This is a genomic window from Roseateles sp. (genome assembly GCF_039595595.1).
Lineage (GTDB): Bacteria > Pseudomonadota > Gammaproteobacteria > Burkholderiales > Burkholderiaceae_C > Roseateles.
Map to the genome: position 1 here is coordinate 157573 of NZ_JBCNLG010000008.1, position 24346 is coordinate 181918.

A 24346-nucleotide genomic window follows, 5' to 3' on the forward strand; every position below is an offset into this window, starting at 1 on the left:
ACATCGTGCCGACGTCTTAACGCTTTCTTAGCGGTGTTTTCCCTATGTGTTGTGGATAACGTGCGGCGTATATTGTGTAGATGTCATAACAACGTTGTGACCGAAACCAAGGACAAGCGCCATGTCGGCGCAGACAGGAGACGAGATGCGACGCGACTTCCTCAAGACTGCCGCCCTCACGGCAGCGGGCCTTTCCACCGGTCAGGCCTTCGCGCAAGGCCAGGCCGCCGCGCAGGCCGCGCCCGGCCTGCGCGGCAACGCCGGCGACACCTACGTGATGAACGTGATGGTCTCGGGCGTGGAGTACTGGTTCCCGGTCTACGAAATGATGAAACAGGCGGGCCGCTCGCTGGGCGTGAAGACGCGCTACACCGGCACGCCCGAGTACGACGTCAACAAGCAGCTGGCGTCCTTCGAGCAGGAACTGGCGCGCAAGCCGGCCGGCATCCTGCTGCACCCGATGAATCCGGACCCGTTCATCGAGCCCATCAACCGCGCCGCGGCGATGGGCATCCCGGTGGTGACCTTCGCGGCGGATTCGCCCAACTCGAAGCGGGTCTCCTTCGTGACCTCGGACAACCAGCGCGAGGGCGCACAGGCCGCCGACGCGATCGCCGCCGCGATGGGCGGCAAGGGCGAGTACGCGGTGCTCGAGAACCCGGGCCAGGACAACCACGACCGGCGCATCGCGGCCTTCATCGCCCGCATGAAGGCCAGGCACCCCGGCATGAAGCTGGCCGGCCGCGCCGCCACCAACCAGGACCCGAACAAGGCCTACCAGGCGGTGCTGAGCCTGCTGCAGGCCAATCCCAACCTGGGCGCGCTGTTCATGCCGGAGGCCAACTCGGCGCTCGGGGCGGCGCAGGCCAAGGTCGAGAGCCGCAAGAACGTGCGCGTGATGTGCTGCGACGTCAACGCCAAGATCCTGGACATGATCAAGTCGGGCGATGTGTTCGGCGCAGTCAATCCCAACCAGGGCGTGCAGGGCTACATGGGGATGATGCTGCTGTTCCTGGCGCGCCATGCCTCGCTGATCGACCCGATGAACGACGCCCGGCGCAACGGCACCAACCCGATGGCGGTGCCCTTCCTGGACAACGGCCTGTCCATCGTCAGCAAGGCCAACGCCGACGACTTCTACTGGGACAGGTACCTGGCGCGCCGCGGCGGGAAGGGCATCAACGAATGAACCCGGCCAGCCCCCCGATGCTGGCCCTGCGGGGCGTGCGCAAGCGCTACGGCGCGGTGACGGCGCTCGCCGGGGTCAGCCTGACCGCCCATCGTGGCGAGATCCATGCGCTGTGCGGCGAGAACGGCGCCGGCAAGTCCACGCTGATGAAGATCGTCAGCGGCATCGTGCAGCCCGATGCCGGCGAGCTGCGCCTGAACGGCCGCGCGCTGCGGCTGGACGGGCCGGCGCATGCGATGCGGCAGGGCATCGGCCTGGTGCACCAGGAGATCGCGCTGTGCGAGGACGCCACCGTGGCCGAGAACATGTTCATGGCCGAGGTGGGCCGCCGCGGCCGGCCCTGGATGGACTACCGCGATCTCAAGCGCCGCGCCGCGCAGGTGCTGGCGCGGCTGTCGCCGGACATCGATCCGGGCCGGCGGGTGAGCCAGCTCAGCCTGTCGCAGCAGCAGCTGGTGGAGATCGCCAAGGCGCTGACGCTGGACTGCCAGGTGCTGATCCTGGACGAGCCCACGGCCGCGCTCACCGGGCAGGAATCGAGCGCGCTGTTCCGCGTGCTGCATGGCCTGAAGGCGCGCGGCATGGCCATCGTCTACATCAGCCATCGCATGGCCGAGATCTTCGAGCACTGCGATCGCGCCACGGTGCTGCGCGATGGCCGCGACGTCTTCAGCGCGCCGCTGGCCGGCACCACGGCCGATGAACTGGTGCGCTGCATGGTCGGCCGCGACCTGACGCAGTACTTCCCGCCCAAGGCGGACGGGATCGACGATTCGGGCACGCCGCTGCTGGAGGTGGACGGTCTGTGCGACCGTCAGGATCGCGTCGGCGGTGTCTCCTTCGCGCTGCGCCGGGGCGAGATCCTGGGCATCGCCGGCCTGATGGGCGCGGGCCGGACCGAACTGGCCGAGACGGTCTGCGGCCTGCGGCCCGCGCGCCGCGGCGCGGTGCGCCTGCGCGGCAGGCCGCTGCGCGTGCGCGGTTATCGCGACGCGCTGCGCGGCGGTCTGGCCTATCTGAGCGAAGACCGCAAGGCCGCCGGCGTATTCCTGGACCTGTCGATCGCGCAGAACGTGGCCGCCATGGCGTTGCAGCGGGTCAGTTCGCGCTGGGGCTGGCTGCGCCGGTCCGCCGAAGCCGAGATGGCCCGCGACCTGGGCCGCCGGCTCAAGCTCAAGTCCGATGGCGTGCACGTGTGCGCCGCCTGCCTGTCCGGCGGCAACCAGCAGAAGGTGGCCATCGCCAAGCTGCTGGCGACGCAGCCGTCGGTGCTGCTGATGGACGAGCCCACGCGCGGCGTGGACGTCGGCGCCAAGTCCGAGATCCACCACCTGCTGCGGGACCTGGCGCGCCAGGGCATGGGCATCGTGGTGATCTCGTCCGAGCTGCCCGAGATCATCGGCCTGTGCGATCGCGCGCTGGTGGTGCGCGAGGGGCGGATCGCCGGCGAGCTCAGCGGCCCGGCCATGACCGAAGAGGCGCTGCTGCGCCTCGCTTCCGGATTCACGAAAGAGGAGAGCGCCTGATGGCCAAGTTCGATCTGTCCCGGCTCGGCGGCGCCGGCGTGCTGCCGCTGACGGGGATCTCCCCGGGTGCCGCCGCGCCGTCCGCGGACGCCGGCGCCCGGCCTGCGGCCGGCCGGCGCGCCCACATGCGGGAGGCCGGCCTGCTGCTGATCATCGCCGCGCTGTGCGCGGTGATGAGCGTCGCCTCGCCGCACTTCCTCACCGTGGACAACGTGCGCGCCATGCTGCTGTCCTTCTCCATCGAGGGCATCGTGGTGGTGGGCATGACGGTGCTGCTGATCGTCGGCGGCATCGACCTGTCGGTGGGCTCGGTGGTGTGCCTGGCGATGGTGGTCACCGGCAAGCTCTTCCTGATGGGCCTGGACCCGTGGAGCGCCAGCGTGCTGGCCATCGCGGCGTGCGCGCTGGTGGGCGCGGCCATCGGCGGCTGCGTCAGCGGCATCGGGCTGAGCCACTTCATCGCCTCGCTGGCCTTCATGGTGATCGTGCGCGGGCTGTGCCTGGCGCTCACGCAGGGCACGCCGCAATCGCTGTTCGCGCTGCCGGCCGGATTCAAGTTCATCGGCCAGGGCGCGGTCGCGGGCGTGCCGGTGGTGATCCTGATCTTCCTCGCCGTGGTGGCGCTGAGCGACCTGGCGCTGCGCCGCGCCACCGTCATGCGGCGCGTGTTCTACACCGGCAGCAACGAGAAGGCGGCGCTGTATTCGGGCATCCGCACCGGGCGCGTGAAGTTCTGGGTCACCGTGCTGTGCGCCGCGCTGGCCGGCCTGGCCGGGGTCATCTACACCGCCCGCTTCGGCGCCGCGACGCCCACCTTCGGCGCCGGCATGGAGCTCAACGTCATCGCCGCCGTGGTGATCGGCGGGGCCAGCCTGAAGGGCGGCTCGGGCACGGTGCTGGGCGCGGTGCTCGGCCTGGCGCTGCTGTCGGTGGTGACCAGTTCCCTGATCCTGCTGGACGTGTCGCCGTACTGGCAGGACATGATCAAGGGCGCCATCCTGCTGGCGGCCGTGACCATCGACCATCTCTTGAACGTTCGAAAGGCATCGCGATGAGTGAAGACGCCATCAAGTCCGCCCGCGCGGCGGGCCCGGTCCGGCTGGGGGCCTCGGGCCTGCGCTGCGAGCCGGTCGGCCTGGGCACCTGGGCCATGGGCGGCTGGATGTGGGGCGGACAGGACGACCAGGCCGCGGTCGACGCGATCCGCGCGTCGCTGGATGCGGGGATCTCGCTGATCGATACCGCGCCCGCGTACGGGCTCGGCCATGCGGAGGCGCTGGTGGGCGCCGCGCTCAAGGGCCGCAGGCATGAGGCGGTGATCGCCACCAAGTGCGGCCTGGTCTGGCACACGCGGCAGGGGCGGCACTTCTTCGACGAGGACGGCCAGTCGGTCCATCGCTTCCTCGGCCGCGCGGCCATCCTGCACGAGGCCGAGCAGAGCCTGCGCCGGCTGCGCACCGATTACATCGACCTCTACATCACCCACTGGCAGGACGACACCACCCCGGTGGCCGAGACCATGGACGCGCTGCTGATGCTCAAGCGGCAGGGCAAGATCCGCGCGATCGGCGTGAGCAACGTGGATGCGCCCACGCTGCGCGAGTACCTGCGCCACGGTCCGGTGGATGCCATCCAGGAGAAGTACAGCCTGCTGGACCGCGCCATCGAGCGCGATCTGGTGCCGCTGTGCCGCGACCACGGCGTGGCGGTGATGGGCTACGCCAGCCTGGCGATGGGGCTGCTGTCGGGGCCCATCGACGAGGGCCGGCAGTTCTCCGGCGACGACCAGCGCGCCGGCAACCCGCGCTTCGGCGCCGAGCATCGCGCCGCGCTGCGCGGTTTCTTCGCCGAGCTGGAACCGCTGCGGGCCGCGATGGAGGTGAGCTTCTCCCAGCTGATGGTGGCCTGGACCACGCAGAGCGGCGCGGTGGACATCGCGCTGTGCGGCGCGCGCCGGCCCGCGCAGGCGGCCGAGAACGCCGGAGCCGCCGGCGTGGTGATGAGCGCCGCCGAGCTGCTCACAGTGGACCGCGCGGCCCGGCACTACCTCAAGGCGCTGATGGATCCAGCGCCCGCGGGAGGCTGACCCGCCCGAGCCTTCCCTCACGGCTTCCCGCCTTCCCCGGGGCACGGCCCCTCGTGATGGCGCCTTTCGCGGCGCCAGGGGAGGGGCTTCGCCCGGATTTCCTCGACTGACTTTCCTTGACTGACCTGGAGCGCCTCATGGCCGACCACAAGATTGCCCGTCTCACCCGTCTGCTGCGCCAGGGCCGATGCCTGGACATCGCCGTGGACCACGGCGTCTGCAACGAACCGTCCTTCCTCGTCGGGCTGGAGGACATGCCGCGCGTCATGGACCAGCTGGTGGAGGCGCGGCCCGATGCCATCCAGCTGAACTACGGCCAGGCCGACCTGCTGCAGCACCGCCCGCACAAGGACCGGCCCGCGCTGGTGATGCGCGTGGACATGGGCAACCCCTACAACACGACCGTGCACCGCCACATGTGGGCCGTGCTGCAGAACCAGGACGACCCGGTGCTGCCGGCGGTGCAGATGGATGCCGCCTGCGCCGTGATCAATCTCTTCATGCTGCCCGGCGAGCCCGATCTGTTCCGCCAGTGCATCGCCAACATCGCCCGCGTGCGCGCCGACTGCGACCGCTACGGCATGCCGCTGATGATCGAGCCGCTGGTGATGGCGCCGCATGCGGAGCGCGGCGGCTACATGGTCGATGGCGACGCCGAGAAGATCGTGACGCTGGTTCGCCTGGCCCGCGAGCTGGGCGCCGACATCGTCAAGGCCGACCCCACGGCCGATCCCGTGGACTTCCATCGCGTGGTCGAGGCGGCGCGCTGCCCGGTGCTGGTGCGGGGCGGCGGCAAGGAGGACCTGCGCCAGGTCTTCCAGCGCTCGCGCGTGCTGCTGGATCAGGGCGCCGTCGGCATGGTGTACGGCCGCAATGTCTACCAGCATGCCGAGCCCGCCGCCGTGGTGCTGGGGCTGATGGCCATGATCCATGAGGGCGCCAGCGCCGAGACGGCCTGGCGCCTCTACCAGGAAGCCGACCCCAGACGGCATGCCGCCTGAGCGGTCGCGGCGCACTCAGTCCCCCTCCCACGACGGCTCCGCAGAGAGCCGCCCAGTCCAACGCCAGGAGACATCGCATGAAGGTCCGTTCAGGCGCGATCGCGCTCATTGTCCTGCTCGGGGCATTCCTCGCCCACGCCGCCGTCACCGGCACCAGTCCCGTCCAGACGCTGCAGCGCGCCGCGGCCGCGATGGCCTCCCTCGCGCAGGCGCGGCTGGCCACCACGGGGCCCGGACTGGGCAACAAGACCTACACGGCGGCCGAACTGTTCAAGCCCATCGCCTTGATCGAGAGCGAGTCCTCCGCCGGCGCGGGCGATGGCGACATCCCCTTCCGCTACGGCCACCGCAAGGACTACGGCACCAACGTGGCGCTGATGGTCAACGGCTACTTCCTGACGATGTTCGCGCCGGACAGCGGCCAGTCCACCGGGGGCTTCCTGCTCTACGACGTGTCCGACCCCCGGCGCATCCGCCTGGTCAAGAAGATCTACGACCCCGAGGGAACCACCGCCGAGTTCCGCGAGCCGCATGCCATCGGTTCGGCCACGATCAACGGCCGGCTGTACATCGTGGTGCCCAGCACCAAGGGCATCGAGTTCTGGGACTTCACCGACATCAACGACATCCGGCAGGTGAAGAAGGTGGTGCTGCCCACCGTGGACGGGGGCGACTATTCGAAGGTCAGCTGGCAGCTGTGGTGGCAGGCGCCGTATCTCTACGTGGCCTCGGCCGATGACGGCGTCTACATCGTCGACGCGAAGGACCCGGCCAACGCCGTCATCGCCAATCGCGGCGAGGGCCGGCCCAACCCGGTCCCCACCGGCGAGCTGGGCGGCTTCCGCGTGGGCCCGATCTTCACGATCGGCAACCAGATGGTGATCTCGTCGATGGAGACGAACTCCGGGCTGGCCAGCCTGGACCTCTCGGACCCGCTCAATCCGAAATTCCTCGACGGCGTGGGCGCGCTGCCGTTCTATTACGCCACCTGCTTCGACGGGCTGAAGCTGTATGGCTCGGTGCGCAATGCCGACGGCAAGATGTTTGGCTACGACCTGACCGATCCCGGCCGCTTCGTGGCCGAGGACAACACCCTGCCGATTGCCGACCAGCTCTACTGCGCGACGCAGGACGAGTTCGTGTTCCAGGGCGCGCAGGAAAAGATCCACAAGGTCAACGTCAGGGACCCGCGGCGCTACCTCGAAGTGGGCCATGGCGCGCTGTTCGCCGAGGGCAGCGACCAGGCGCACCACTCCGACCACGGCCAGGTGATGCCGATGGGCAACCTCGTCTACGTGGGCAACGACCACGGCAGCGGCAGCGGCTTCATCGTCCACGACCGCAACCCCGACCTCACGCCGCCCAAGGTGCGGACCGTGTCGCCCCGGCCGGGCGCGCAGCGTCAGGCCTTGACTTCGCGGATCGGCGTGGCCTTCAGCGACAGCATCCTGCACGGCTCGGTCAATGCGAGCACGTTCATCGTGCGGCCCAAGGGCGGCACGCCGATCGCGGGCACCTACAGCGTGCAGCTGGGCATCGTGAACTTCTCGCCGTCCCAGCCGCTGCTGCCCGGCACGACCTACGAGGTGAGCCTCCCCGCCCAGGGCGTGCGCGACTACGCGGGCAACGCCATCGCCGAGGCCTACAAGTCGGAGTTCACCACCGAGCCGGCGCAGACCGTCCACAACTGGCCGCTGAGCGCCAACCTGACGGACGTGGTGGGCGGCAACAACGGCACGGTGACGCCGGCGGACGCGTTCGCCGATGGCGCCTTGAATTTCTCCGGGCGCAGCGGCGGCGTGCCGCTGAGCAGCGACAACGTGGCGGCCACGCTGGGCGGCTCCGCCACGCTGAGCTTCCACATGCGCACGAGGCAGGGCGGGGCGGCGACGCCAGCGGCCGCGCCGGGCATCTTCGGACGCGATCAGGTCCGCGGGCAGGACGACGTGTTCTGGGGCTGGATCGATGCCCAGGGCCACCTGCGGCTCAGCGTGGGCGAGCTGAGCAGCGCCAACCCCGGCGTCGTGTCCACCGTGATCGTCAATGACGACGCCTGGCACCACGTGATCCTCAGCCGCGACGCGGCCACCGGCGCGCTGGTCATGTACGTGGATGGCATCCGCACCAGCGCGACGGGCCCCACCGGCACGCGCGGGCTCAACAACAAGTTCAAGACCCTGGGCCAGTTCGAGGGCTCGGCGGACTTCTTCCGCGGCAGCCTGTCCAACGTGCGGGTGTACGGGCGCGTGCTGACCGATGCCCAGGTGCTGGCGATGGCGGGCCTGGTCCACCATTGGCCGCTGCTGAACACGCTGCGCGACGTCACTGGCGGCGTGCATGGCGTCACGGGCCCGGGCGACAGCTTCAGCGAGGGCGGCCTGAACCTGACCGGCCGCACGGCCGGCGTGGAGCTGGCCAGCGACGCCGTCGCGGCCGCCCTGAGCCGGTCGGCGAGCGTGGCCTTCCACATGAAGACCACGCAGACCGGCCACGCCGATCCGTGGCGCGCGCCGGGTCTGTTCGGGCGCGACGAGTCCGGCGGCACCAACGACATCTTCTGGGGCTGGCTGGACGAGACCGGCAGGCTGCGGCTGTCGGTGGGCAACCTGTCCTCCGACAACCCCGGCACGGCGTCGTCGCAGCCGGTCAACGACGGGCAATGGCACTTCGTCGTCATGACCCGCAACGCCATCACCGGCGCGCAGGCCCTGTTCGTGGACGGCGTGAAGACCGCGGGGACCGGCACGGCCGGGGTCTTCGGCCTGGGCAGCCCGTTCAAGTGGCTGGGACAGATCGAAGGCAACGACGAGTTCTTCCGCGGCGTGCTGTCCAACGTGCGGGTGTTCGACCGTGCGCTGAGCGACACCGAGGCGGCCAGCCTGCTGACGCAGCCGGCGGTGCGCATCGCGGCGCAGGCCGGCGAGCAGTGGGTGGACGTGAACCAGCGCGTCAGCTTCAACCCGGTCGCGCTGGCGCGCGCGGGCGCGCAGTACAGCTGGAACTTCGGTGACGGCTCGGCGCGGACCGCCTTCAGCACCACGCTGGCCGCGTCCCACGTCTTCAGCGCGCCGGGCCACTACCTGGTCGTCCTGACGGTGCGACAGCCCGACGGCAGCGAGGCCCGCTACGCCTTCCAGCGCACGGTCACGCGGCCGGCCACCACGCGCTCGCCGGCCCACAGCACCAACATCACCGGCGTGGCCGGCCGGGTCTACAGCGTCAATCCGGACAGCGGTACGGTGGCCGCGATCGACACCGCCACGAACGCCAAGGTCTGGGAGACCTCGGTGGGCATCGATCCGAAGACCCTGGCCGTGGCGCCGGACGGCCGCCTCTGGGTGGCGGTGCAAGGCGAGGACAAGCTGGTGGTGCTGGCCGCCAACGGCGCGGTGGCCAAGACGGTGCAACTGGCCTACGGGAGCGGGCCGCACAGCGTGGTGTTCACGCCCGATCGACAGACCGGCCTGGTGACGCTCGAGTCGAAGTCGCAGCTGATGAGCTTCGATCCGGTCAGCGGCGACACGATCAAGACCTTGTCCCTGCAAGGCGACGTGCGAGGCCTGGCGGTGACCGCGGATTCGCAGGATGCGTACGTGACGCGCTTCCGCTCGGTCGCGGGCGGGGCGCAGGTGCACCGCGTCAATCTGCCGACCTGGCGGCTCACGCAGACGGTGCCGCTGCAGGTGGACACCACCACGGTGGACGCGGAGAACCGCGCGCGCGGCGTGCCCAATTACCTGCACCAGATCGTGATCTCGCCCGATGGCACACGCGCCGCGCTGCCGTCCAAGAAGGACAACATCGTGCGCGGCGGCTACCGCGACCAGCAGCCGCTGGAGCACGACCGCACGGTGCGCTCCATCGTCAGCCAGATCGCGCTGGGGGCTCATTCGGCCGAGGTCTTCGCGGAGCAGCTGGATTTCAACGACCGGGCGCCGGCGCGCGCCGTGGTGTATTCGCCCAAGGGCGACTACCTCTTCGTGGCGCAGATGGAGGGCAACCGCGTCGCCATCGTCGATGCCTACAACCGCGCCATCCGAGGCGAGATCGAGACCGGCCGCGCGCCGCACGGGCTGTATCTCGACGCGGCCACGAAGCGGCTCTACGTCAACGACTTCCTGGGCCGCAGCGTCACGGTGCAGGACGTGAGCGCGGTGCTGTCGTCCGAGTCCTTCGCCTCGAGGCGGCTCGCGACCGTGACGGTGGTGGCGAACGAGCCGCTGACCGCCTCGGTCCTGCGCGGCAAGAAGATCTTCTACAACGCGGCCGATCCGCGCATGAGCCGGGACAACTACATGTCCTGCGCCAGCTGCCATGCCGATGGCGGCGATGACGGCACGGTGTGGGACTTCACCAACCGCGGCGAGGGTCTGCGCCGCACCATCAGCCTGAAGGGGCGGGGCGGGCTCGGCCACGGCCGGCTGCACTGGAGCGCCAACTTCGACGAGGTGCAGGATTTCGAGAACGACATCCGGCGGCATCTGGGCGGCACCGGCTTCATGAGCGAGGCGGACTTCCAGCTCACCGCCAACGCGCTGGGCACGGCCAAGGCCGGCCGCAGCGCGGCGCTGGACGACCTGGCGGCCTACGTCGGCTCGCTGACCCGTCATCCGCGCAGCCCGTATCGCGAAGCCGATGGCCGGCTGAGCCCGATCGCGCTGCAGGGGCAGCGGCTGTTCACCCAGCTCCAGTGCGCCACCTGCCATGGCGGCGCGACGCTGCGCGACGGGCTGCGGCATGACGTGGGCACGATCCAGCCCTCGTCGGGCCAGGGCAATGGCGAGGCGCTGGCGGGCAAGGGCCTCGACACGCCCACGCTGCGCGCGCTGTGGATCAACCGCCAGTACTTCCACAACGGCCAGGCTGCCTCCCTCGACGAGGTGTTGCTCACGCCTCGTCATGGCCAGGCGGCAGGCCGGTCCCAGGCCGAGCGCGATGCGCTGGCTGTCTACCTCAACTCACTGGACGGCACGCCCTGAGCCGCCCGTGCCGGGGCGGCCCGCGCGGCGCCCCGGCTTCTCTTTCCAAGGAGTATCCGCTTGAGCCTCTTCCCTCCCGAGACGGCCCGCACGGGCCCGTCCGCGGCCGGCCGTCCGCATCCACGGCCACAGCCCCCGGCGCACGCCACGGCCGCGCCGGTGGCGGGCACCTTCGACTACCTGGTGATCGGCGGCGGCACGGCCGGCGCGCTGATGTGCAAACGGCTGACCGACATCCCCCATCGCCAGACGCTGCTGGTGGAGGCGGGCGGCAAGGACCGCCATCCCTGGATCCACATCCCGGTGGGCTACCTGCACTGCATCGGCCATCCCCGCACCGACTGGCTCTACAGCACGGAGCCCGAGCCCGGCCTGAACGGGCGCAGCCTGCGCTATCCGCGCGGCAAGACGCTGGGCGGCTGCTCCAGCATCAACGGGATGATCTACATGCGCGGCCAGGCGCGCGACTACAACCTGTGGGCCAGCCTGCTGGGCGACGACGCCTGGCGATGGAGCCGGGTGCTGGAGGTCTTCAAGAAGCATGAGGACCATTTCGCCGGCGCCAGCGAATGGCATGGCGCGGGCGGCGAGTGGCGCGTCGAGCGCCAGCGCCTGCGCTGGGACATCCTGGACGCCTTCGCCGAGGCTGCGGAGCAGGCGGGCGTGCCGCGCACCGCGGACTTCAACCGCGGCACCAACGAAGGGGTGGGCTACTTCCAGGTCAATCAGCGCGGCGGCTGGCGCTGGAACACGGCCAAGGCCTTCCTGCGGCCCGCGTGCGAGGGGCGCGGCAACTTCCAGATGTGGGTCAACAGCCGCGCCACGCGGCTGCTGTGGGGCGTGGGGGAGCGCGGCCGTCCGCGCTGCATCGGCGCGGAGATCTGGGATGGGCGCCAGCGCGTGACGGTGCTGGCCCGGCAGGAGGTGATCCTGTGCGCTGGCGCCATCGGATCGCCGCAGCTGTTGCAGCTCTCGGGCGTGGGCGAGCCGTCGCTGCTGCGTCGCCTGGGCATCCCGGTGACGGTGGCCTCGCCCGGCGTGGGTGCGAACCTGCAGGATCATCTGCAGATCCGGGCGGTGTATCGCATCGAGGGCGCCCAGACGCTCAACATGCTGGCGGGCAGCCTGTGGGGGCGCGCGCGCATCGGCATGGAGTACCTGCTCAAGCGCAGCGGCCCGATGAGCATGGCGCCCTCGCAGCTGGGTGCCTTCACGCGCAGTTCCCCGACGCATGCGTGGCCCAACCTGCAGTACCACGTCCAGCCGCTGTCGCTGGACGCCTTCGGCGAGCCGCTGCACGACTTCCCGGCCTTCACCGCCAGCGTGTGCAACCTCAATCCCACCAGCCGCGGGACGGTGCGGATCCGCAGCCCCTACTTCGAGGATGCGCCGGCGATCGCGCCCAACTACCTGAGCACCGAGGAGGACCGGCGCGTGGCGGCCGACTCGCTGCGGGTGACGCGGCGCATCGTGGGGCAGCCGGCGCTGGCGCGTTACCGGCCGCGGGAATGGAAGCCTGGTGCCCAGTACCAGACCGACGAGGACCTGGCGCGGCTGGCCGGTGACATCGCCACCACCATCTTCCATCCGGTGGGCACCACGCGCATGGGGCGCGACGGCGATCCGATGGCGGTGCTGGACAGCCGGCTGCGCGTGCGCGGCGTGGAGGGCCTGCGCGTGGTCGACGCGGGCGCGATGCCGCTGATCACCAGCGGCAACACCAACAGCCCCACGCTGATGATGGCCGAGATGGCGGCGGGCTGGATCCAGCAGGAAGCGGCCGCCGATGCCGCCGCGCTGGCGCTGTGGCCGCGCAGTGCCGCCGCCGCTGGCTGAGCCGCCCTCACTCCCTACTCAAGCAACGCCCGCGCACACCCCGTGGCGCGGGTGTGGGCGCCCCTGCGCCCGCGAATCCATCACGGGGGGAAACCACCGTTCCATCGATTGGAGAACCAGATGACAAACAGACTTTTTGGGTCCGCTTCCACGCCGGCTTGCGCGATCGCGGCCGTTCTCGTGATGACCGTGCCGGCCAGCGTGTCAGCCCAGAGCAGCGTGAACGTCTATGGACGTGTCGTGGCCGGCGTCGAGCACATCGACAAGGTGCGGGATCCGGCCTCCGGCCGGGTCGAGTCGCTCACCCGCACGGCGAGCAACCAATGGGGCACCAGCATGCTGGGCTTCAAGGGGACGGAGGACCTGGGGGGCGGGCTCAACGCCTACTTCCTGCTGGAGAGCGGCTTCGGCAGCACCACCGGCCGGACCAATGGGCCGGCGTTCTTCAACCGCCGCGCGTATGTGGGCCTGGGCAGCAAGGAGTGGGGGCGGCTGCAGTTCGGCAAGAACCTGTTCAACACCAACGACGTCTGGTACCTGGATCCGACGGGTCAGCAGTTCATCAGCAGCGCGACGCTGGTGCGCGGGCGCAGCTGGGTGGGCGCGGACAACGTGATCGAGTACACCACGCCGTCCTGGGGCGGCTTCACGGCCAACGCCCAGCTCAGCCTGGGCGAGCAGGCGGGCAATCACCGCAAGCTGCGCGCCGAAGGCCTGTCGCTGGCCTATGTCCACGAGGGGCTGGAGCTGCGCGGCATCCATACCGTCCGGCGCGATGCCAACGGCCTGTTCAGCGATGTCTACAACTACTCGAAGCAGACGGTGGCCGGCGGCACCTACCGGCTGGGCGCGTCGAAGCTGTTCGCTGCTGTCGAGCACATCACGGCCGGCGCCGCGCCGGCCAACGCGCCGACGCGTCTGCGCCATGCGTGGCTGGGCGTGCGTCATGACGTGACCCCGGCGCTGACGCTGATCGGCGCGGGGTATCACGTCAGCGCCAACCGGGGCCATGGCAAGGCGGTGGTGCTGATGGCCGGGGCCGATTACGCGCTGTCCAAGCGCAGCTTCCTGTACGCCTCCGTCGGCGGCGTGAACAACTCAGGCGCGGCCAACTATGCGGCGGATGTTTCCGCCAACGGACCCGGGCCGGGCGCCGGGCAGCGCGCGGTGTACGCGGGGATGGGGCACAGCTTCTGACGGGGGGGCGGTCAGGCAGGAGTGACCGGCGCCGCCGCGCCCGCCTGCGGCGCGGGCTCCCTCAGCAGCAGCGCGAGCAGCCCGCCCGAGGCCGCGAACACGGCGCCGACCGCGAAGGCCACGCGGTAGCCTCCCGCCAGCGCCGCCGGCAGGCTCGCGCCCAGCGCCGTCAGCTCACCCGTCCGCGAGGCCGCCAGGCTCGCCAGCACCGCCAGGCCCAGCGAGCCGCCCATCATGAAGGACGTGTTCACCACCCCCGAGGCCAGACCGGATTCGCTCGGCGCGACCTCGCTCATCGCCGCCAGCAGCACCGGGTTGAAGGCCACGCCCGCGCCCAGCCCCAGCAGCAGCATGCCGGGCAGCACGTCCAGCCAGAAGCCGCCGTCCGCCGGCGCCCGCGCGAACAGCGCCAGCCCCAGCGCCGCCAGCAGCAGCCCGCCGCACAGCGGCTTGCGCAGCCCCAGCTTCATGACCAGCCGGGCCGACAGGCCGACCGAGAACGCCGCCATGATCAGGTTGGCCGGCAGGAAGCCCAGGCCGACATGCATCGCGTCGTAGCCCAGCACCAGCTGCATGTAGAGCGCCGACAGGAAGAACCACGCGAACATCGCCGCCGCCCACAGCACGCCGATCACGTTGGACACCGCCACCGAACGCAAGCGGAACAGCGACAGCGGCATCAGCGGATGCGCGACACGGCGCTCCAGCGCCAGGAACGCCGCCAGCAGCGCCACCGCCACGGCCAACAGGCCCAGTGTGCGGGCCGAGGTCCAGCCAGCCTCGTTGCCATTGACCACCGCGTACACCGCCAGCATCAGCGACAGCGTGACCGTCACCGCGCCGGCCCAGTCCAGCGTCTCGTCCGGCGCGGTGGGACCGCCGCGCTCGATCAGCCACAGGCACAGCCCGATGACCAGCGCCCCGATCGGCAGGTTCACCAGGAAGATCCAGTGCCAGCTGAGCGTGCTGGTGAGCAGGCCGCCCAGCAGCACGCCGATGCTGCCCCCGCCGGCGCAGACGAAGCCGTAGACGCCCATCGCCTTGGCGCGCTCGCCAGGCTCGGTGAACATGTTCATGATCAGCGACAGCGAGATCGCCGACACCACCGCGCCGCCCAGCCCCTGCACCGCGCGGGCGGCGATCAGCAGCGCCTGCGTGTGCGCCAGCCCGCAAGCCGCCGACGCGCCGGTGAACAGCGCCAGACCGGCCAGGAACATGCGCCGGTGACCGTACAGGTCCCCCAGCCGGCCACCCAGCAGCATGAAGCCGCCGAAGGTCAGCATGTAGGCGTTGACCACCCAGACCAGCGAGGTCTCGGTGAAACCCAGGTCCGCGCGGATCGAGGGCAGGGCGACGTTCACGATGGTCGTGTCCAGCACGATCATCAGCACGCCCAGACAGAGCACGCCGAGCGCCAGCCAGCGGCGCCGTTTCGGATCAAGGGAGGCAGTCATGGCGGATTCGCGTCCGTTCAGGGTTGAAAGCAGGACCCGTGACAGCTTCGTGAAGACAGACGGGGTTTCGTCTGACGACGATCGGGACCAACGGAAATCGACATCCTCGCATCTCCGCTGTCGGTGGATCGCCGACGCGCGCTGACGTCATCGCAGGACCCGGTGATGCGGCATCCGCGTCTGCCCACGGGCGGGAGGCGGGCGGACCATGCGTCAGATCGACAGGAGACCCGGATGAGCATCACCAAGCACGCCAAGGCCGCGAGGACCGAACCCACCAGCCTGTTCAAGACCGCGCTGTTGCTGAGCAGCCTGGCCATGGTCATCGGGCTGCTCTTCAGCGCGGTGCAGGATGCCCGCGGCGCAGGCACCGATGCAGGCGCCGACGCGGGAGCCAGCTCCGCGCCGCTGACGGCCGGCGACGGCCGCTGACGGCCCGCGCCAGGCGGCGCGTCAGCACTCGACGATGTTGACCGCCAGACCGCCGCGGGCGGTCTCCTTGTACTTCGTCATCATGTCGGCGCCGGTTTCGCGCATCGTCTTGATGACCTTGTCCAGGCTCACGTGGTGCGTGCCGTCGCCGCGCAGCGCCATGCGCGCCGCGTTGATGGCCTTGACCGAGGCGATCGCATTGCGCTCGATGCAGGGGATCTGCACCAGCCCGCCGACCGGGTCGCAGGTCAGCCCCAGGTGGTGCTCCATGCCGATCTCGGCGGCGTTCTCGGCCTGGGCCGGCGTGCCGCCCATCACCGCGCACAGCGCGCCCGCGGCCATCGAGCAGGCCACGCCGACCTCGCCCTGGCAGCCCACCTCCGCGCCCGAGATTGACGCGTTCTCCTTGTAGAGGATGCCGATTGCCGCAGCGGTCAACAGGAAGTCGACGATGCCGTCCTCGCTGGCCCCATGCACGAAGCGCGCGTAGTAGTGCAGCACCGCCGGCACGATGCCGGCCGCGCCGTTGGTCGGCGCCGTCACGACGCGGCCGCCCGCGGCGTTCTCTTCATTGACCGCCAGCGCGTACAGGTTGACCCAGTCCATCACCTGCAGTGGATCGCGCAGCGCCGCCTCCGGATGCGCGACCAGATCGCGGTACAGCGCCGCCGAGCGCCGCTTCACCTTGAAGCCGCCCGGCAGGATGCCCTCGGTGCGGCAGCCGCGCTGCACGCATTCCTGCATCACGCGCCAGATCTTCAGCAGGCCGGCGCGCGTTTCCTCGTCGGGGCGCCAGTGGCGCTCGTTGCGGCGCATGATCTCGGCGATCGAGCAGCCTTCCTGCTCGGTCAGCGCGAGCAGCTCCGCGCCGGTCTTGAATGGGTAGGGCAGCACCGTGGTGTCGGGCGCGATCTGCTTCTGCTTGGCGCCGTCGGCCAGGACTTCCTCGGTGACGACGAAGCCGCCGCCGACGGAGTAGTAGACGCGGTTCTGCAACTCGTTGCCTTCGGCGTCGAAGGCGATGCAGCGCATGCCGTTGGCATGCAGCGGCAGGCTCTGGCGCCGGTACATCACCAGGTCGCGCGCCTCGTCGAAGGCGACCACGTGGTCGCCGCCCAGCGCGATGCGCTTGTCGTTGCGGATCGCGTCCAGGATGCCAGGGATGCTTTCGATGTCGACCGTGTCGGGCTCATGACCGGCCAGGCCCAGCAGCACCGCCTTGTCCGAGCCGTGGCCCTTGCCCGTCGCACCCAGCGAGCCGTACAGCGCGGTGGCCACGCGCACCGTGCGATCGAGCACGCCCTCATGCCGCAGGCGCTGCACGAACATGCGTGCGGCGCGCATCGGCCCGACGGTGTGCGAGCTCGACGGCCCGATGCCGATCTTGAAGAGGTCGAAGACGGAGACTGCCATGGCTACCTCACTGGGTGATCGGGCGGCGAGCGTGTTTGACGCGCCCCTCCCTGGTCGAGACGCCTTGAACGCGCCGAAGGCGTCGTTCAAGGCGGGGCTCGGGTATGACGAGAGGGCCGGCGCCGGGCCGTCCCAAGCCGGCCCGCAGCCCCCTCGGGGGCGGCCCCGGCCGCGCCCGAGCGCGGCCGGGACGGGGGCTCCACGCTTATTCAGCGTACGCCGAAAGCGGCGGGCAGGAGCAGACCAGGTTACGGTCGCCGTAGACGTTGTCCACGCGGCCCACCGGCGACCAGTACTTCACGTGGCGCAGCGCCGGCACCGGATAGGCCGCGTCGTCGCGGCTGTAGCCGTGCGTCCACTCGGTCTTGAGCAGGCTCTCGGCGGTGTGCGGCGCGTTGACCAGCGGGTTGTCGGTCTGCGGCCAGGCGCCGGATTCGACCTTCGCGATCTCCTCGCGGATCTGGATCATCGCGGCGATGAAGCGGTCCAGCTCGAACTTGGATTCGCTCTCGGTCGGCTCGACCATCAGCGTGCCCGCGACCGGGAAGGACAGCGTCGGCGCGTGGAAGCCGTAGTCGATCAGGCGCTTGGCGACGTCCTCGGCCGACACGCCGCTGGTGTCCTTCAGCGGGCGCAGGTCCAGGATGCACTCGTGGGCCACGCCGCCGCCCTTCACACCGGCGACGTTGCCGCTGAAGTGGATGTCGTAGTGGTCGGACAGGCGCGCGGCCACGTAGTTGGCCGACAGGATCGCGGTCTCGGTCGCGGCCTTCAGGCCGGTCTCGCCCATCATGCGGATGTACATCCACGAGATCGGCAGCACCGCCGCGTTGCCCAGCGGCGCGGCGGAGACGGCGCCGATGGCGGTCTTCTCACCCAGGCCGGCCGAGCGGTGCGCCGGCAGGAAGGGCACCAGGTCCTCGACCACGCAGACCGGGCCGACGCCCGGGCCGCCGCCGCCGTGCGGGATGCAGAAGGTCTTGTGCAGGTTCAGGTGGGACACGTCGCCGCCGAACTGGCCCGGCGCGGCGATGCCCACCAGCGCGTTCATGTTGGCGCCGTCCACGTACACGCGGCCGCCATGCTCATGCACCAGCGCGCAGATCTCCTTGACGTGCGTGTCGAAGAGACCGTACGTCGACGGGTAGGTGATCATGATCGCCGCCAGCTTGTCGCTGTGCTGCTCGCACTTGGCTTTCAGGTCGGCCAGGTCGATGTTGCCTTCCTTGTCGCACTTGGTGACCACCACCTGCATGCCCACCATCTGCGCCGACGCCGGATTGGTGCCGTGCGCGGACTCGGGGATCAGGCAGATCTTGCGGTGACCCTCGCCGCGCGACTCGTGCCAGGCCTTGATGATCAGCAGGCCGGCGTATTCGCCCTGGGAGCCGGCATTGGGCTGCAGCGAGACGCCCGCGTAGCCGGTGGCCTGGCACAGCCAGGACGTGAGCTGCTGGTCCAGCTGGGCGTAGCCCTGCAGCTGGCTCTGCGGCGCGAACGGGTGCACCTGCGCGAACTCGGGCCAGGTGATGGGGATCATCTCGCTGGTCGCGTTGAGCTTCATCGTGCACGAGCCCAGCGGGATCATGCTGCGGTCCAGCGCCAGGTCCTTGTCGGAGAGCAGGCGGATGTAGCGCAGCATCTCCGTCTCGGAGTGGTGGATGTTGAAGATCGGATGCGTCAGGTAGGCGCTGGTGCGCGCCAGCGCGGCCGGCACCAGCGTGGCGGCCGAGGCGCCGGCGAAGGCGTCGGCCACGGGCTTGCCTTCGGCGAAGACCGTCAGCAGCGCCTGGAGGTCGGCGCGGGTGGTGGTCTCGTCCAGCGTCAGGCTGATGCTGTCCTCGCCGGCGCGGCGCAGGTTCATGCCGGCGGCGACGGCCGCGGCCAGCACCGGGCCGGTGTGCGCGCCGGTCTTCACGTGCAGGGTGTCGAACGCGGTCTCGTGGACCAGCGTCAGGCCCAGCGCCTTCAGGCCCCGCGCCAGCACGGCGGTGTAGGCGGCGACGCGCTGCGCGATGCGCTTGAGGCCCTGCGGGCCGTGATAGACCGCGTACATGCTGGCCACCACGGCCGGCAGCACCTGCGCCGTGCAGATGTTGGAGGTGGCCTTCTCGCGGCGGATGTGCTGCTCGCGGGTCTGCAGCGACAGGCGGTAGGCGGGCTTGCCGTGCGCGTCGACGGACACGCCGACCAGGCGGCCCGGCAGCGAGCGCTTGAACTCGTCGCGGCAGGCCATGTAGGCGGCGTGCGGGCCGCCGGCGCCCATGGGCATGCCAAAGCGCTGCGTGGTGCCGACGGCGATGTCGGCGCCTTGCTCGCCGGGCGAGGCGATCAGCGTCAGCGCCAGCAGGTCGGCCGCGGCCACCAGCAGGCCGCCGTGCGCGTGGACCGCCTCGGCGATCGCCTGCAGCGGCCGCACCACGCCGGTCACGCCGGGGTACTGGACCAGCGCGCCGAAGCACTCGGCCTGGCCGGCCTCCTCGGCCTTGCCGACCTGCACCGTGATGCCCAGCGGCTCGGCGCGGGTGCGCACGACTTCCAGCGTCTGGGGCAGCACGTCGTCGGCGACGAAGAAGGTCTGGCTCTTGCTCTTGGCCATGCGGGCGGCCAGCGTCATCGCCTCGGCGGCGGCGGTGGCCTCGTCCAGCATCGAGGCGTTGGCGATGGCCAGGCCGGTCAGGTCGCAGACCATGGTCTGGAAGTTGACCAGCGCCTCCATGCGGCCTTGCGAGATCTCGGCCTGGTAGGGCGTGTAGGCGGTGTACCAGGCCGGGTTCTCGAGGATGTTGCGCAGGATCACGCCCGGCGTGACCGTGCCGTGGTAGCCCTGGCCGATGAAGCTCTTCAGGATCTGGTTCCGGCCCGCGATGGCCTTGAGCTCGGCCAGCGCCTGCGCTTCGGTCACGGGCTCGGGCAGGTCCATCTTCGCGGCGCGCTTGATGGCGGCCGGAACGATGGCGTCGATCAGCGCGGCGCGCGACGCGGCACCGATGGCCGACAGCATCAACTGCTCGTCATGGGCGTCGGGACCGATGTGACGGGCGTGGAACTCCGAGGCGTTCTCGAGCTCGGCGAAGGAGGGCAGGGCGGACATGGCGGGGCGATCCTGGAGAAAGAGCTCCCTCTCCCGCTGTGCGGGAGAGGGCTGGGGTGAGGGCGGGGCTTAGGAGTTCTTCACCAGCTCGTCGTAGGCCGTGGTGTCCATCAGCCCGTCGAGTTCCGCCGGATTGGACAGCTTGACCTTGAAGAACCAGCCGGTCTTGAGCGGGTCGGTGTTGGCCAGCGACGGATCGGCGCGCAGCGCCTCGTTGACCTCGACGATCTCGCCCGACACCGGGGCATAGACGTCGGCGGCGGCCTTGACCGACTCGACCACGCCGGCCACTTCCTTGGCGGCGAAGGACTTGCCGACCTCGGGCAGGTCGACGAAGACCACATCGCCCAGCGCGTCCTGCGCATGGACGGTGATGCCCACGGTGGCGATGCCGTCGGTGGTGTCGACCCATTCGTGGTCGGGCGTGTACTTGATGCTCATGGAGAGGCTCCGTGGAATCGGAAGGGTGAAGGGGAAATCGTCCCGGAGGACGGGAGGGGATCCGGGATCGCGGATCAGCCGCGGAAGTATCCGTTCGGCGTGAACGGCGTGGAAGAGACCGTCATCGGGGTGCGCTTGCCGCGGACCTCGGCGAAGAGCTCGGTGCCCAGCGCCGCGTACGGCGTCTGGACGTAGGCCAGCGCCACCGGCTTGCCGACCGTCGGACCCAGCGTGCCGCTGGTGACGACGCCGATCTCCTGACCGTCGGCGTTGACGAGCCTGGCGCCCTCGCGCACCGGCATCCGTTCGGAGCTCACCAGGCCGACCCGCTTGCGCGCGGCGCCTTCGGCGAACTGGCGGTCGATCACGGCCGCGCCGGGATAGCCGCCGGCGCGGGCGCCGCCAGCGCGGCGGACCTTCTGGATCGCCCAGGTCAGCGAGGCCTCGACCGGGGTGGTGGTGGTGTCGATGTCGTGGCCGTAAAGGCACAGGCCGGCTTCCAGGCGCAGCGAGTCGCGCGCGCCCAGGCCGATGGGCATCACCTCGGGCTGGGCCAGCAGCTTGCGGGCCAGCTCCACGCTGCGCTCGGCGGCGACGGAGATCTCATAGCCGTCTTCGCCGGTGTAGCCCGAGCGGGTCACGAACGTGGGGATGCCGTCCAGGTCGAAGAAGCCGCCGGTCATGAAGACCAGCCCGGCGACGCCCGGGTTCAGGCGCGACAGCGCGGTCACCGCCTGCGGGCCCTGCAGCGCGAGCAGCGCCTGGTCGGGCAGCGGACGCACCTCGCAGCGGCCCGACAGGTGCTTGCGCATGTGGGCGATGTCCTGGTCGCGGCAGCCGGCGTTGACCACCACGAACAGCCCGTCGGTGCGGCGCGCGACCATCAGGTCGTCGAGGATGCCGCCGTCGTCGGCGGTGAACAGCGCGTAGCGCTGCTTGAACAGGCCCAGGTCGACGATGTCGACCGGCACCAGGGTCTCGAGCGCCGCGGCGGCGTCGTCGCCCACCAGCAGCACCTGGCCCATGTGGGAGACGTCGAACAGGCCGGCCTTGGAGCGGGTGTGCTTGTGCTCGGCCATCACGCCGGCGGGGTACTGGACCGGCATGTCGTAGCCGGCGAAGGGCACCATCTTGGCCCCCAGTTCGAGGTGCAGCGCGTGCAGGGGGGTCTTGTGCAGGGGCGTGTTCAGGTTCTGATCGGCGGACATGTCTCGCTCCGAGGGCATTCGTCATGACCACCCGACTGTGAACCGATCACGTCCGGGTGGGGGAGATGCCCTCGCTGTCCGCTTTACCTGAGAGATTGGCCGTCGGCGGTTGACCGGCGGCTTGCCCCTTCGGTGGACGGGCTCGACCGGTGGTCCGCCCCGCCTCTCTCCAGTGAGGAACGCCCGGCATCGCGGGCGTTTCGTCAGTCCTTTTGCCTGAGCGTTCGCAGCGTGGGATCACCAGTGCCACTGCGCCTTCGGCGGCTCCCGCGAGGGAGCTCTCTCCTGACTGGCGCGCATTGTAGTCATGGAATCAAGGGACCGAACCGGCGATTTCCCCCGGCCACCCAACCAGCCTGCATCGCCCGCCGGGCGGTCCGTTCCCGAGGAGGGCATTCGATGCCTGGATCCGTTGCGCACGGCGCTCTGCCGCCCCTTTCGTTTCGGCCGCCGACAGAGTTGGAGCAGGATTCCCGAACGAAGCAGCCCACGGCCGAAGCCGAGACACCCGCATTACAGACTTCATCCATGCAGCGCCGGGCCTTCGTCCACTCCTGCAAGGGTGGGCCCAGCCGGCCGGTCGTCGTTGGACAGATCTTCAAGCGAGCGGCTGGGGCTCAGGCGCCCTTGGCGCAGCCGGAGGCGGTGAACGACGCCGGGCCGGTGGCGTCGCGGATGCTGTCGCACATCGCGCCGCCGGCCTTGCCGAAATTGACCCGTGAGGATGAACGCGAGCTCTATGAGCGTGTCGGCGTCCAGCTGGCGCTGCTCGCCCAAGGCCTGAGAAAGCCGCTCTCGTGGAAGGAACGGCTTCTGCCGCGGTGTCTGCGCCGCCAACCCGTCCCCGAGAGGAACGAGGTGCTCAGTCGGGTGCGGTCCATCGGCGACGCGGTGATTCGACTGGCCGATGCCAAGCCGGATCCGGCCGGATATCAGGTGGCGTTCTCCAGGCTGGTCCAAGCCTGGGTCACAGGCGGCCACGACCGGAGCCGGCCACGGGAACGCGAGCACTGGCGCTGGCGCACGAACGACCCGAAGGGCAGCTTCATGGCCGCCTCCAAAGCCCTCAGCAAAGCATGTGGCGACGTGCGCCACCCGTACCCGCAGCCCAGCCAGAACCTCCAGGAGGCGCGCCGTGTGCTGATGACGTTGATGCGGACGTGACCCCGGCGCAGGCGCGGTGAAGGGCGGGCTCGGGCGGGCTCGGGCGGGCCGGCGCGGATTGGCGCCCGAAATGGCGCGGTGGCCGCGGCGTCCGATCGCGAAGGTTGTCGGATGGGGTGGTTGCCGATGCCGACTGACGGGGCAAGCCGGCGGATCGGATGCCGGGTTCGAAAGAGGAGGCATGCCATGACGTCATTGACTGCGAACGTCGCCAGGTTGTTCGGGTGCGTTTCGGCGGAGCCGGAGGAGGATCTGCCGCATGCAGGCGCGGCCGGTTCCCCACAGGAGATCCGCGCCGGCCTGGCCCGGTGCCTGGCCACGGTCCTGAAGCCTTTGAGAGACGGCGCGCCTGTCGAGCCGGGCGCGTCCGCGCTTTCCGGCAGACCGCCGGTCATTGATCTCGCGCGCACGGACATGAGCGACAGCGAGCGGCTCGCGCGTCTGGCCGAGACGATGCTCGTTCATGGGGCGGCCAGCATGGTCGTGCCGGCGCGCAAGCCGGACTCGCCGGACGCCAAGCAGGCGCCGACGGTGGCGCAGTGGCTGCTCTCGGGCAGGCGCTCGGCGCGCATCGTCTCGTGCGAGGACCCTGGCGAGGGCATCCTCACGATCGAGAGCCGTCCCCGCCCGGCGTGTTCACCGTCGACCGCCAGCGTGATCGAGCTTCTCGTCGAGTTCAACGGACATCGTTTCGAATCGGCGATGCTGGTCCATGGCTTGCCGACGAGACCGGCGACACGCTGGGTCCCACCGTCGCCGGTGATCCGATGCCCGGCGGATCAGGCCGCGCGGCCCATGCAGCACGCCCAGGCCGTGCAGGCTGCGCGGCCTCGATCCGCGCCTGGCATCGCGGTCACGCCCGCTCCTCCCGAGCCGGACTTCGCCGCGTTGACCGAGCTGCTCGGACGGATGAAGGCGCCGACCGGCGTGAAGGGCTGGTGGCGGCGGACCGTCGGGCCCAAGGCCAAGCCTGACGAGGTCGTCGAACTCGCGCGGGCCCTGGCGCGGCCGGCGATGGCCCAGTGGCGCGCCCGGGCCGAAGGGCGCGATGAAAGCGAGCTTCGCCATGACATGCTGCACTGGTGCAAGGCCCTGTTCCGCGAATGCTTCGAGGCGTCGTCCCCATGCTCGCGCAAGCGATGGGTCAGCCGCGTCCATGGCGACGGGACCGGCGCATTCCTGGCCGCGCGGCAGGCACAGGGGCGCCGGCTCTATGAGGTGCTGCGCGATCCGCGCGCATCCCGGGAAACCGTCGATCAGGAGGTCGGCACATTCATGGTGCTCGAAGCGCTGAGGGCCGCCGCGGCCTGACGCCCGCGGTTCGCG

At 70.3% G+C, this 24346-nt stretch carries 16 protein-coding genes and 2 riboswitches; of the genes, 11 read left to right on the forward strand and 5 right to left on the reverse strand.

Annotated features, from left to right (window positions below; translation table 11 throughout):
* Window positions 1–145 precede the first annotated feature (145 nt).
* The 8 genes from ABDW61_RS12660 to ABDW61_RS12695 all read left to right on the forward strand — a co-directional run bounded on the left by ABDW61_RS12660 (window position 146) and on the right by ABDW61_RS12695 (window position 13814).
* Window positions 146–1189 (forward strand): substrate-binding domain-containing protein, encoded by a 1044-nt coding sequence (locus ABDW61_RS12660; RefSeq protein ID WP_343639083.1) that lies wholly within the window; start codon window positions 146–148, stop codon window positions 1187–1189.
* Window positions 1186–2715 carry a sugar ABC transporter ATP-binding protein gene (locus ABDW61_RS12665; protein ID WP_343639084.1) on the forward strand — a complete coding sequence of 510 codons (1530 nt, stop codon included), beginning with the start codon at window positions 1186–1188 and terminating at the stop codon, window positions 2713–2715. The genes ABDW61_RS12660 and ABDW61_RS12665 overlap by 4 nt, the downstream gene beginning before the upstream one ends.
* A gap of 125 nt (window positions 2716–2840) precedes the next feature.
* Complete coding sequence (locus ABDW61_RS12670) at window positions 2841–3770, forward strand: ABC transporter permease (protein ID WP_343639152.1); 930 nt, start codon at window positions 2841–2843, stop codon at window positions 3768–3770.
* Window positions 3767–4801, forward strand: a complete 1035-nt coding sequence (locus ABDW61_RS12675) for an aldo/keto reductase (RefSeq protein WP_343639085.1) — start codon at window positions 3767–3769, stop codon at window positions 4799–4801. Before ABDW61_RS12670 ends, ABDW61_RS12675 begins: the two co-directional genes overlap by 4 nt.
* A 137-nt stretch (window positions 4802–4938) precedes the next feature.
* A complete protein-coding gene (locus tag ABDW61_RS12680) occupies window positions 4939–5802 on the forward strand; it encodes an aldolase (protein WP_343639086.1) in 864 nt (287 codons plus the stop codon).
* A 77-nt stretch (window positions 5803–5879) separates the two neighbouring features.
* Entirely contained in the window at window positions 5880–10781 is a 4902-nt protein-coding gene (locus ABDW61_RS12685) for a LamG-like jellyroll fold domain-containing protein (RefSeq protein ID WP_343639088.1), read from the forward strand.
* 159 nt (window positions 10782–10940) lie between these two features.
* On the forward strand, window positions 10941–12617 hold the full coding sequence (locus tag ABDW61_RS12690; protein WP_343639154.1) for a GMC family oxidoreductase N-terminal domain-containing protein: 1677 nt from the start codon (window positions 10941–10943) through the stop codon (window positions 12615–12617).
* A gap of 120 nt (window positions 12618–12737) precedes the next feature.
* Window positions 12738–13814 (forward strand): porin, encoded by a 1077-nt coding sequence (locus tag ABDW61_RS12695; protein ID WP_343639090.1) that lies wholly within the window; start codon window positions 12738–12740, stop codon window positions 13812–13814.
* 11 nt (window positions 13815–13825) lie between these two features.
* Here the strand turns inward: ABDW61_RS12695 and ABDW61_RS12700 are convergent, their stop codons facing one another.
* Entirely contained in the window at window positions 13826–15268 is a 1443-nt protein-coding gene (locus ABDW61_RS12700) for an MFS transporter (RefSeq protein ID WP_343639092.1), read from the reverse strand.
* A 234-nt stretch (window positions 15269–15502) separates the two neighbouring features.
* On the opposite strand from ABDW61_RS12700, the gene ABDW61_RS12705 reads away from it, so the two are divergent.
* Complete coding sequence (locus ABDW61_RS12705; RefSeq protein WP_343639094.1) at window positions 15503–15700, forward strand: hypothetical protein; 198 nt, start codon at window positions 15503–15505, stop codon at window positions 15698–15700.
* Window positions 15701–15721: 21 nt separating this feature from the next.
* Here the strand turns inward: ABDW61_RS12705 and ABDW61_RS12710 are convergent, their stop codons facing one another.
* The 4 genes from ABDW61_RS12710 to gcvT form a co-directional block, all read right to left on the reverse strand.
* Complete coding sequence (locus tag ABDW61_RS12710; protein ID WP_343639096.1) at window positions 15722–17113, reverse strand: L-serine ammonia-lyase; 1392 nt, start codon at window positions 17111–17113, stop codon at window positions 15722–15724.
* Window positions 17114–17318: 205 nt separating this feature from the next.
* Window positions 17319–20207 carry an aminomethyl-transferring glycine dehydrogenase gene (gcvP, locus tag ABDW61_RS12715; RefSeq protein WP_343639098.1) on the reverse strand — a complete coding sequence of 963 codons (2889 nt, stop codon included), beginning with the start codon at window positions 20205–20207 and terminating at the stop codon, window positions 17319–17321.
* Between the two features lie 69 nt (window positions 20208–20276).
* A complete protein-coding gene (gene gcvH, locus ABDW61_RS12720; RefSeq protein WP_343639100.1) occupies window positions 20277–20648 on the reverse strand; it encodes a glycine cleavage system protein GcvH in 372 nt (123 codons plus the stop codon).
* Window positions 20649–20722: 74 nt separating this feature from the next.
* On the reverse strand, window positions 20723–21856 hold the full coding sequence (gcvT, locus tag ABDW61_RS12725; protein ID WP_343639101.1) for a glycine cleavage system aminomethyltransferase GcvT: 1134 nt from the start codon (window positions 21854–21856) through the stop codon (window positions 20723–20725).
* 64 nt (window positions 21857–21920) lie between these two features.
* Window positions 21921–22039: riboswitch (glycine riboswitch) on the reverse strand.
* Between the two features lie 11 nt (window positions 22040–22050).
* A riboswitch (glycine riboswitch) is annotated at window positions 22051–22154 on the reverse strand.
* Between the two features lie 101 nt (window positions 22155–22255).
* Here gcvT and ABDW61_RS12730 point away from each other — a divergent pair.
* On the forward strand, window positions 22256–23020 hold the full coding sequence (locus tag ABDW61_RS12730; protein ID WP_343639102.1) for a hypothetical protein: 765 nt from the start codon (window positions 22256–22258) through the stop codon (window positions 23018–23020).
* Between the two features lie 120 nt (window positions 23021–23140).
* On the forward strand, window positions 23141–24331 hold the full coding sequence (locus ABDW61_RS12735; RefSeq protein WP_343639104.1) for a hypothetical protein: 1191 nt from the start codon (window positions 23141–23143) through the stop codon (window positions 24329–24331).
* The last annotated feature ends 15 nt before the right edge of the window (window positions 24332–24346 follow it).

What these genes read in the sequence shown, in the direction of transcription:
- ABDW61_RS12660 (WP_343639083.1), top strand. Translation starts at nt 146, where the DNA reads ATGCGACGCGACTTCCTCAAGACTGCCGCCCTCACGGCAGCGGGCCTT.
- ABDW61_RS12665 (WP_343639084.1), top strand. Translation starts at nt 1,186, where the DNA reads ATGAACCCGGCCAGCCCCCCGATGCTGGCCCTGCGGGGCGTGCGCAAG.
- ABDW61_RS12670 (WP_343639152.1), top strand. Translation starts at nt 2,841, where the DNA reads ATGCGGGAGGCCGGCCTGCTGCTGATCATCGCCGCGCTGTGCGCGGTG.
- ABDW61_RS12675 (WP_343639085.1), top strand. Translation starts at nt 3,767, where the DNA reads ATGAGTGAAGACGCCATCAAGTCCGCCCGCGCGGCGGGCCCGGTCCGG.
- ABDW61_RS12680 (WP_343639086.1), top strand. Translation starts at nt 4,939, where the DNA reads ATGGCCGACCACAAGATTGCCCGTCTCACCCGTCTGCTGCGCCAGGGC.
- ABDW61_RS12685 (WP_343639088.1), top strand. Translation starts at nt 5,880, where the DNA reads ATGAAGGTCCGTTCAGGCGCGATCGCGCTCATTGTCCTGCTCGGGGCA.
- ABDW61_RS12695 (WP_343639090.1), top strand. Translation starts at nt 12,738, where the DNA reads ATGACAAACAGACTTTTTGGGTCCGCTTCCACGCCGGCTTGCGCGATC.
- ABDW61_RS12700 (WP_343639092.1), bottom strand. Translation starts at nt 15,268, where the DNA reads ATGACTGCCTCCCTTGATCCGAAACGGCGCCGCTGGCTGGCGCTCGGC.
- ABDW61_RS12705 (WP_343639094.1), top strand. Translation starts at nt 15,503, where the DNA reads ATGAGCATCACCAAGCACGCCAAGGCCGCGAGGACCGAACCCACCAGC.
- ABDW61_RS12710 (WP_343639096.1), bottom strand. Translation starts at nt 17,113, where the DNA reads ATGGCAGTCTCCGTCTTCGACCTCTTCAAGATCGGCATCGGGCCGTCG.
- gcvP (WP_343639098.1), bottom strand. Translation starts at nt 20,207, where the DNA reads ATGTCCGCCCTGCCCTCCTTCGCCGAGCTCGAGAACGCCTCGGAGTTC.
- gcvH (WP_343639100.1), bottom strand. Translation starts at nt 20,648, where the DNA reads ATGAGCATCAAGTACACGCCCGACCACGAATGGGTCGACACCACCGAC.
- gcvT (WP_343639101.1), bottom strand. Translation starts at nt 21,856, where the DNA reads ATGTCCGCCGATCAGAACCTGAACACGCCCCTGCACAAGACCCCCCTG.
- ABDW61_RS12730 (WP_343639102.1), top strand. Translation starts at nt 22,256, where the DNA reads ATGCCTGGATCCGTTGCGCACGGCGCTCTGCCGCCCCTTTCGTTTCGG.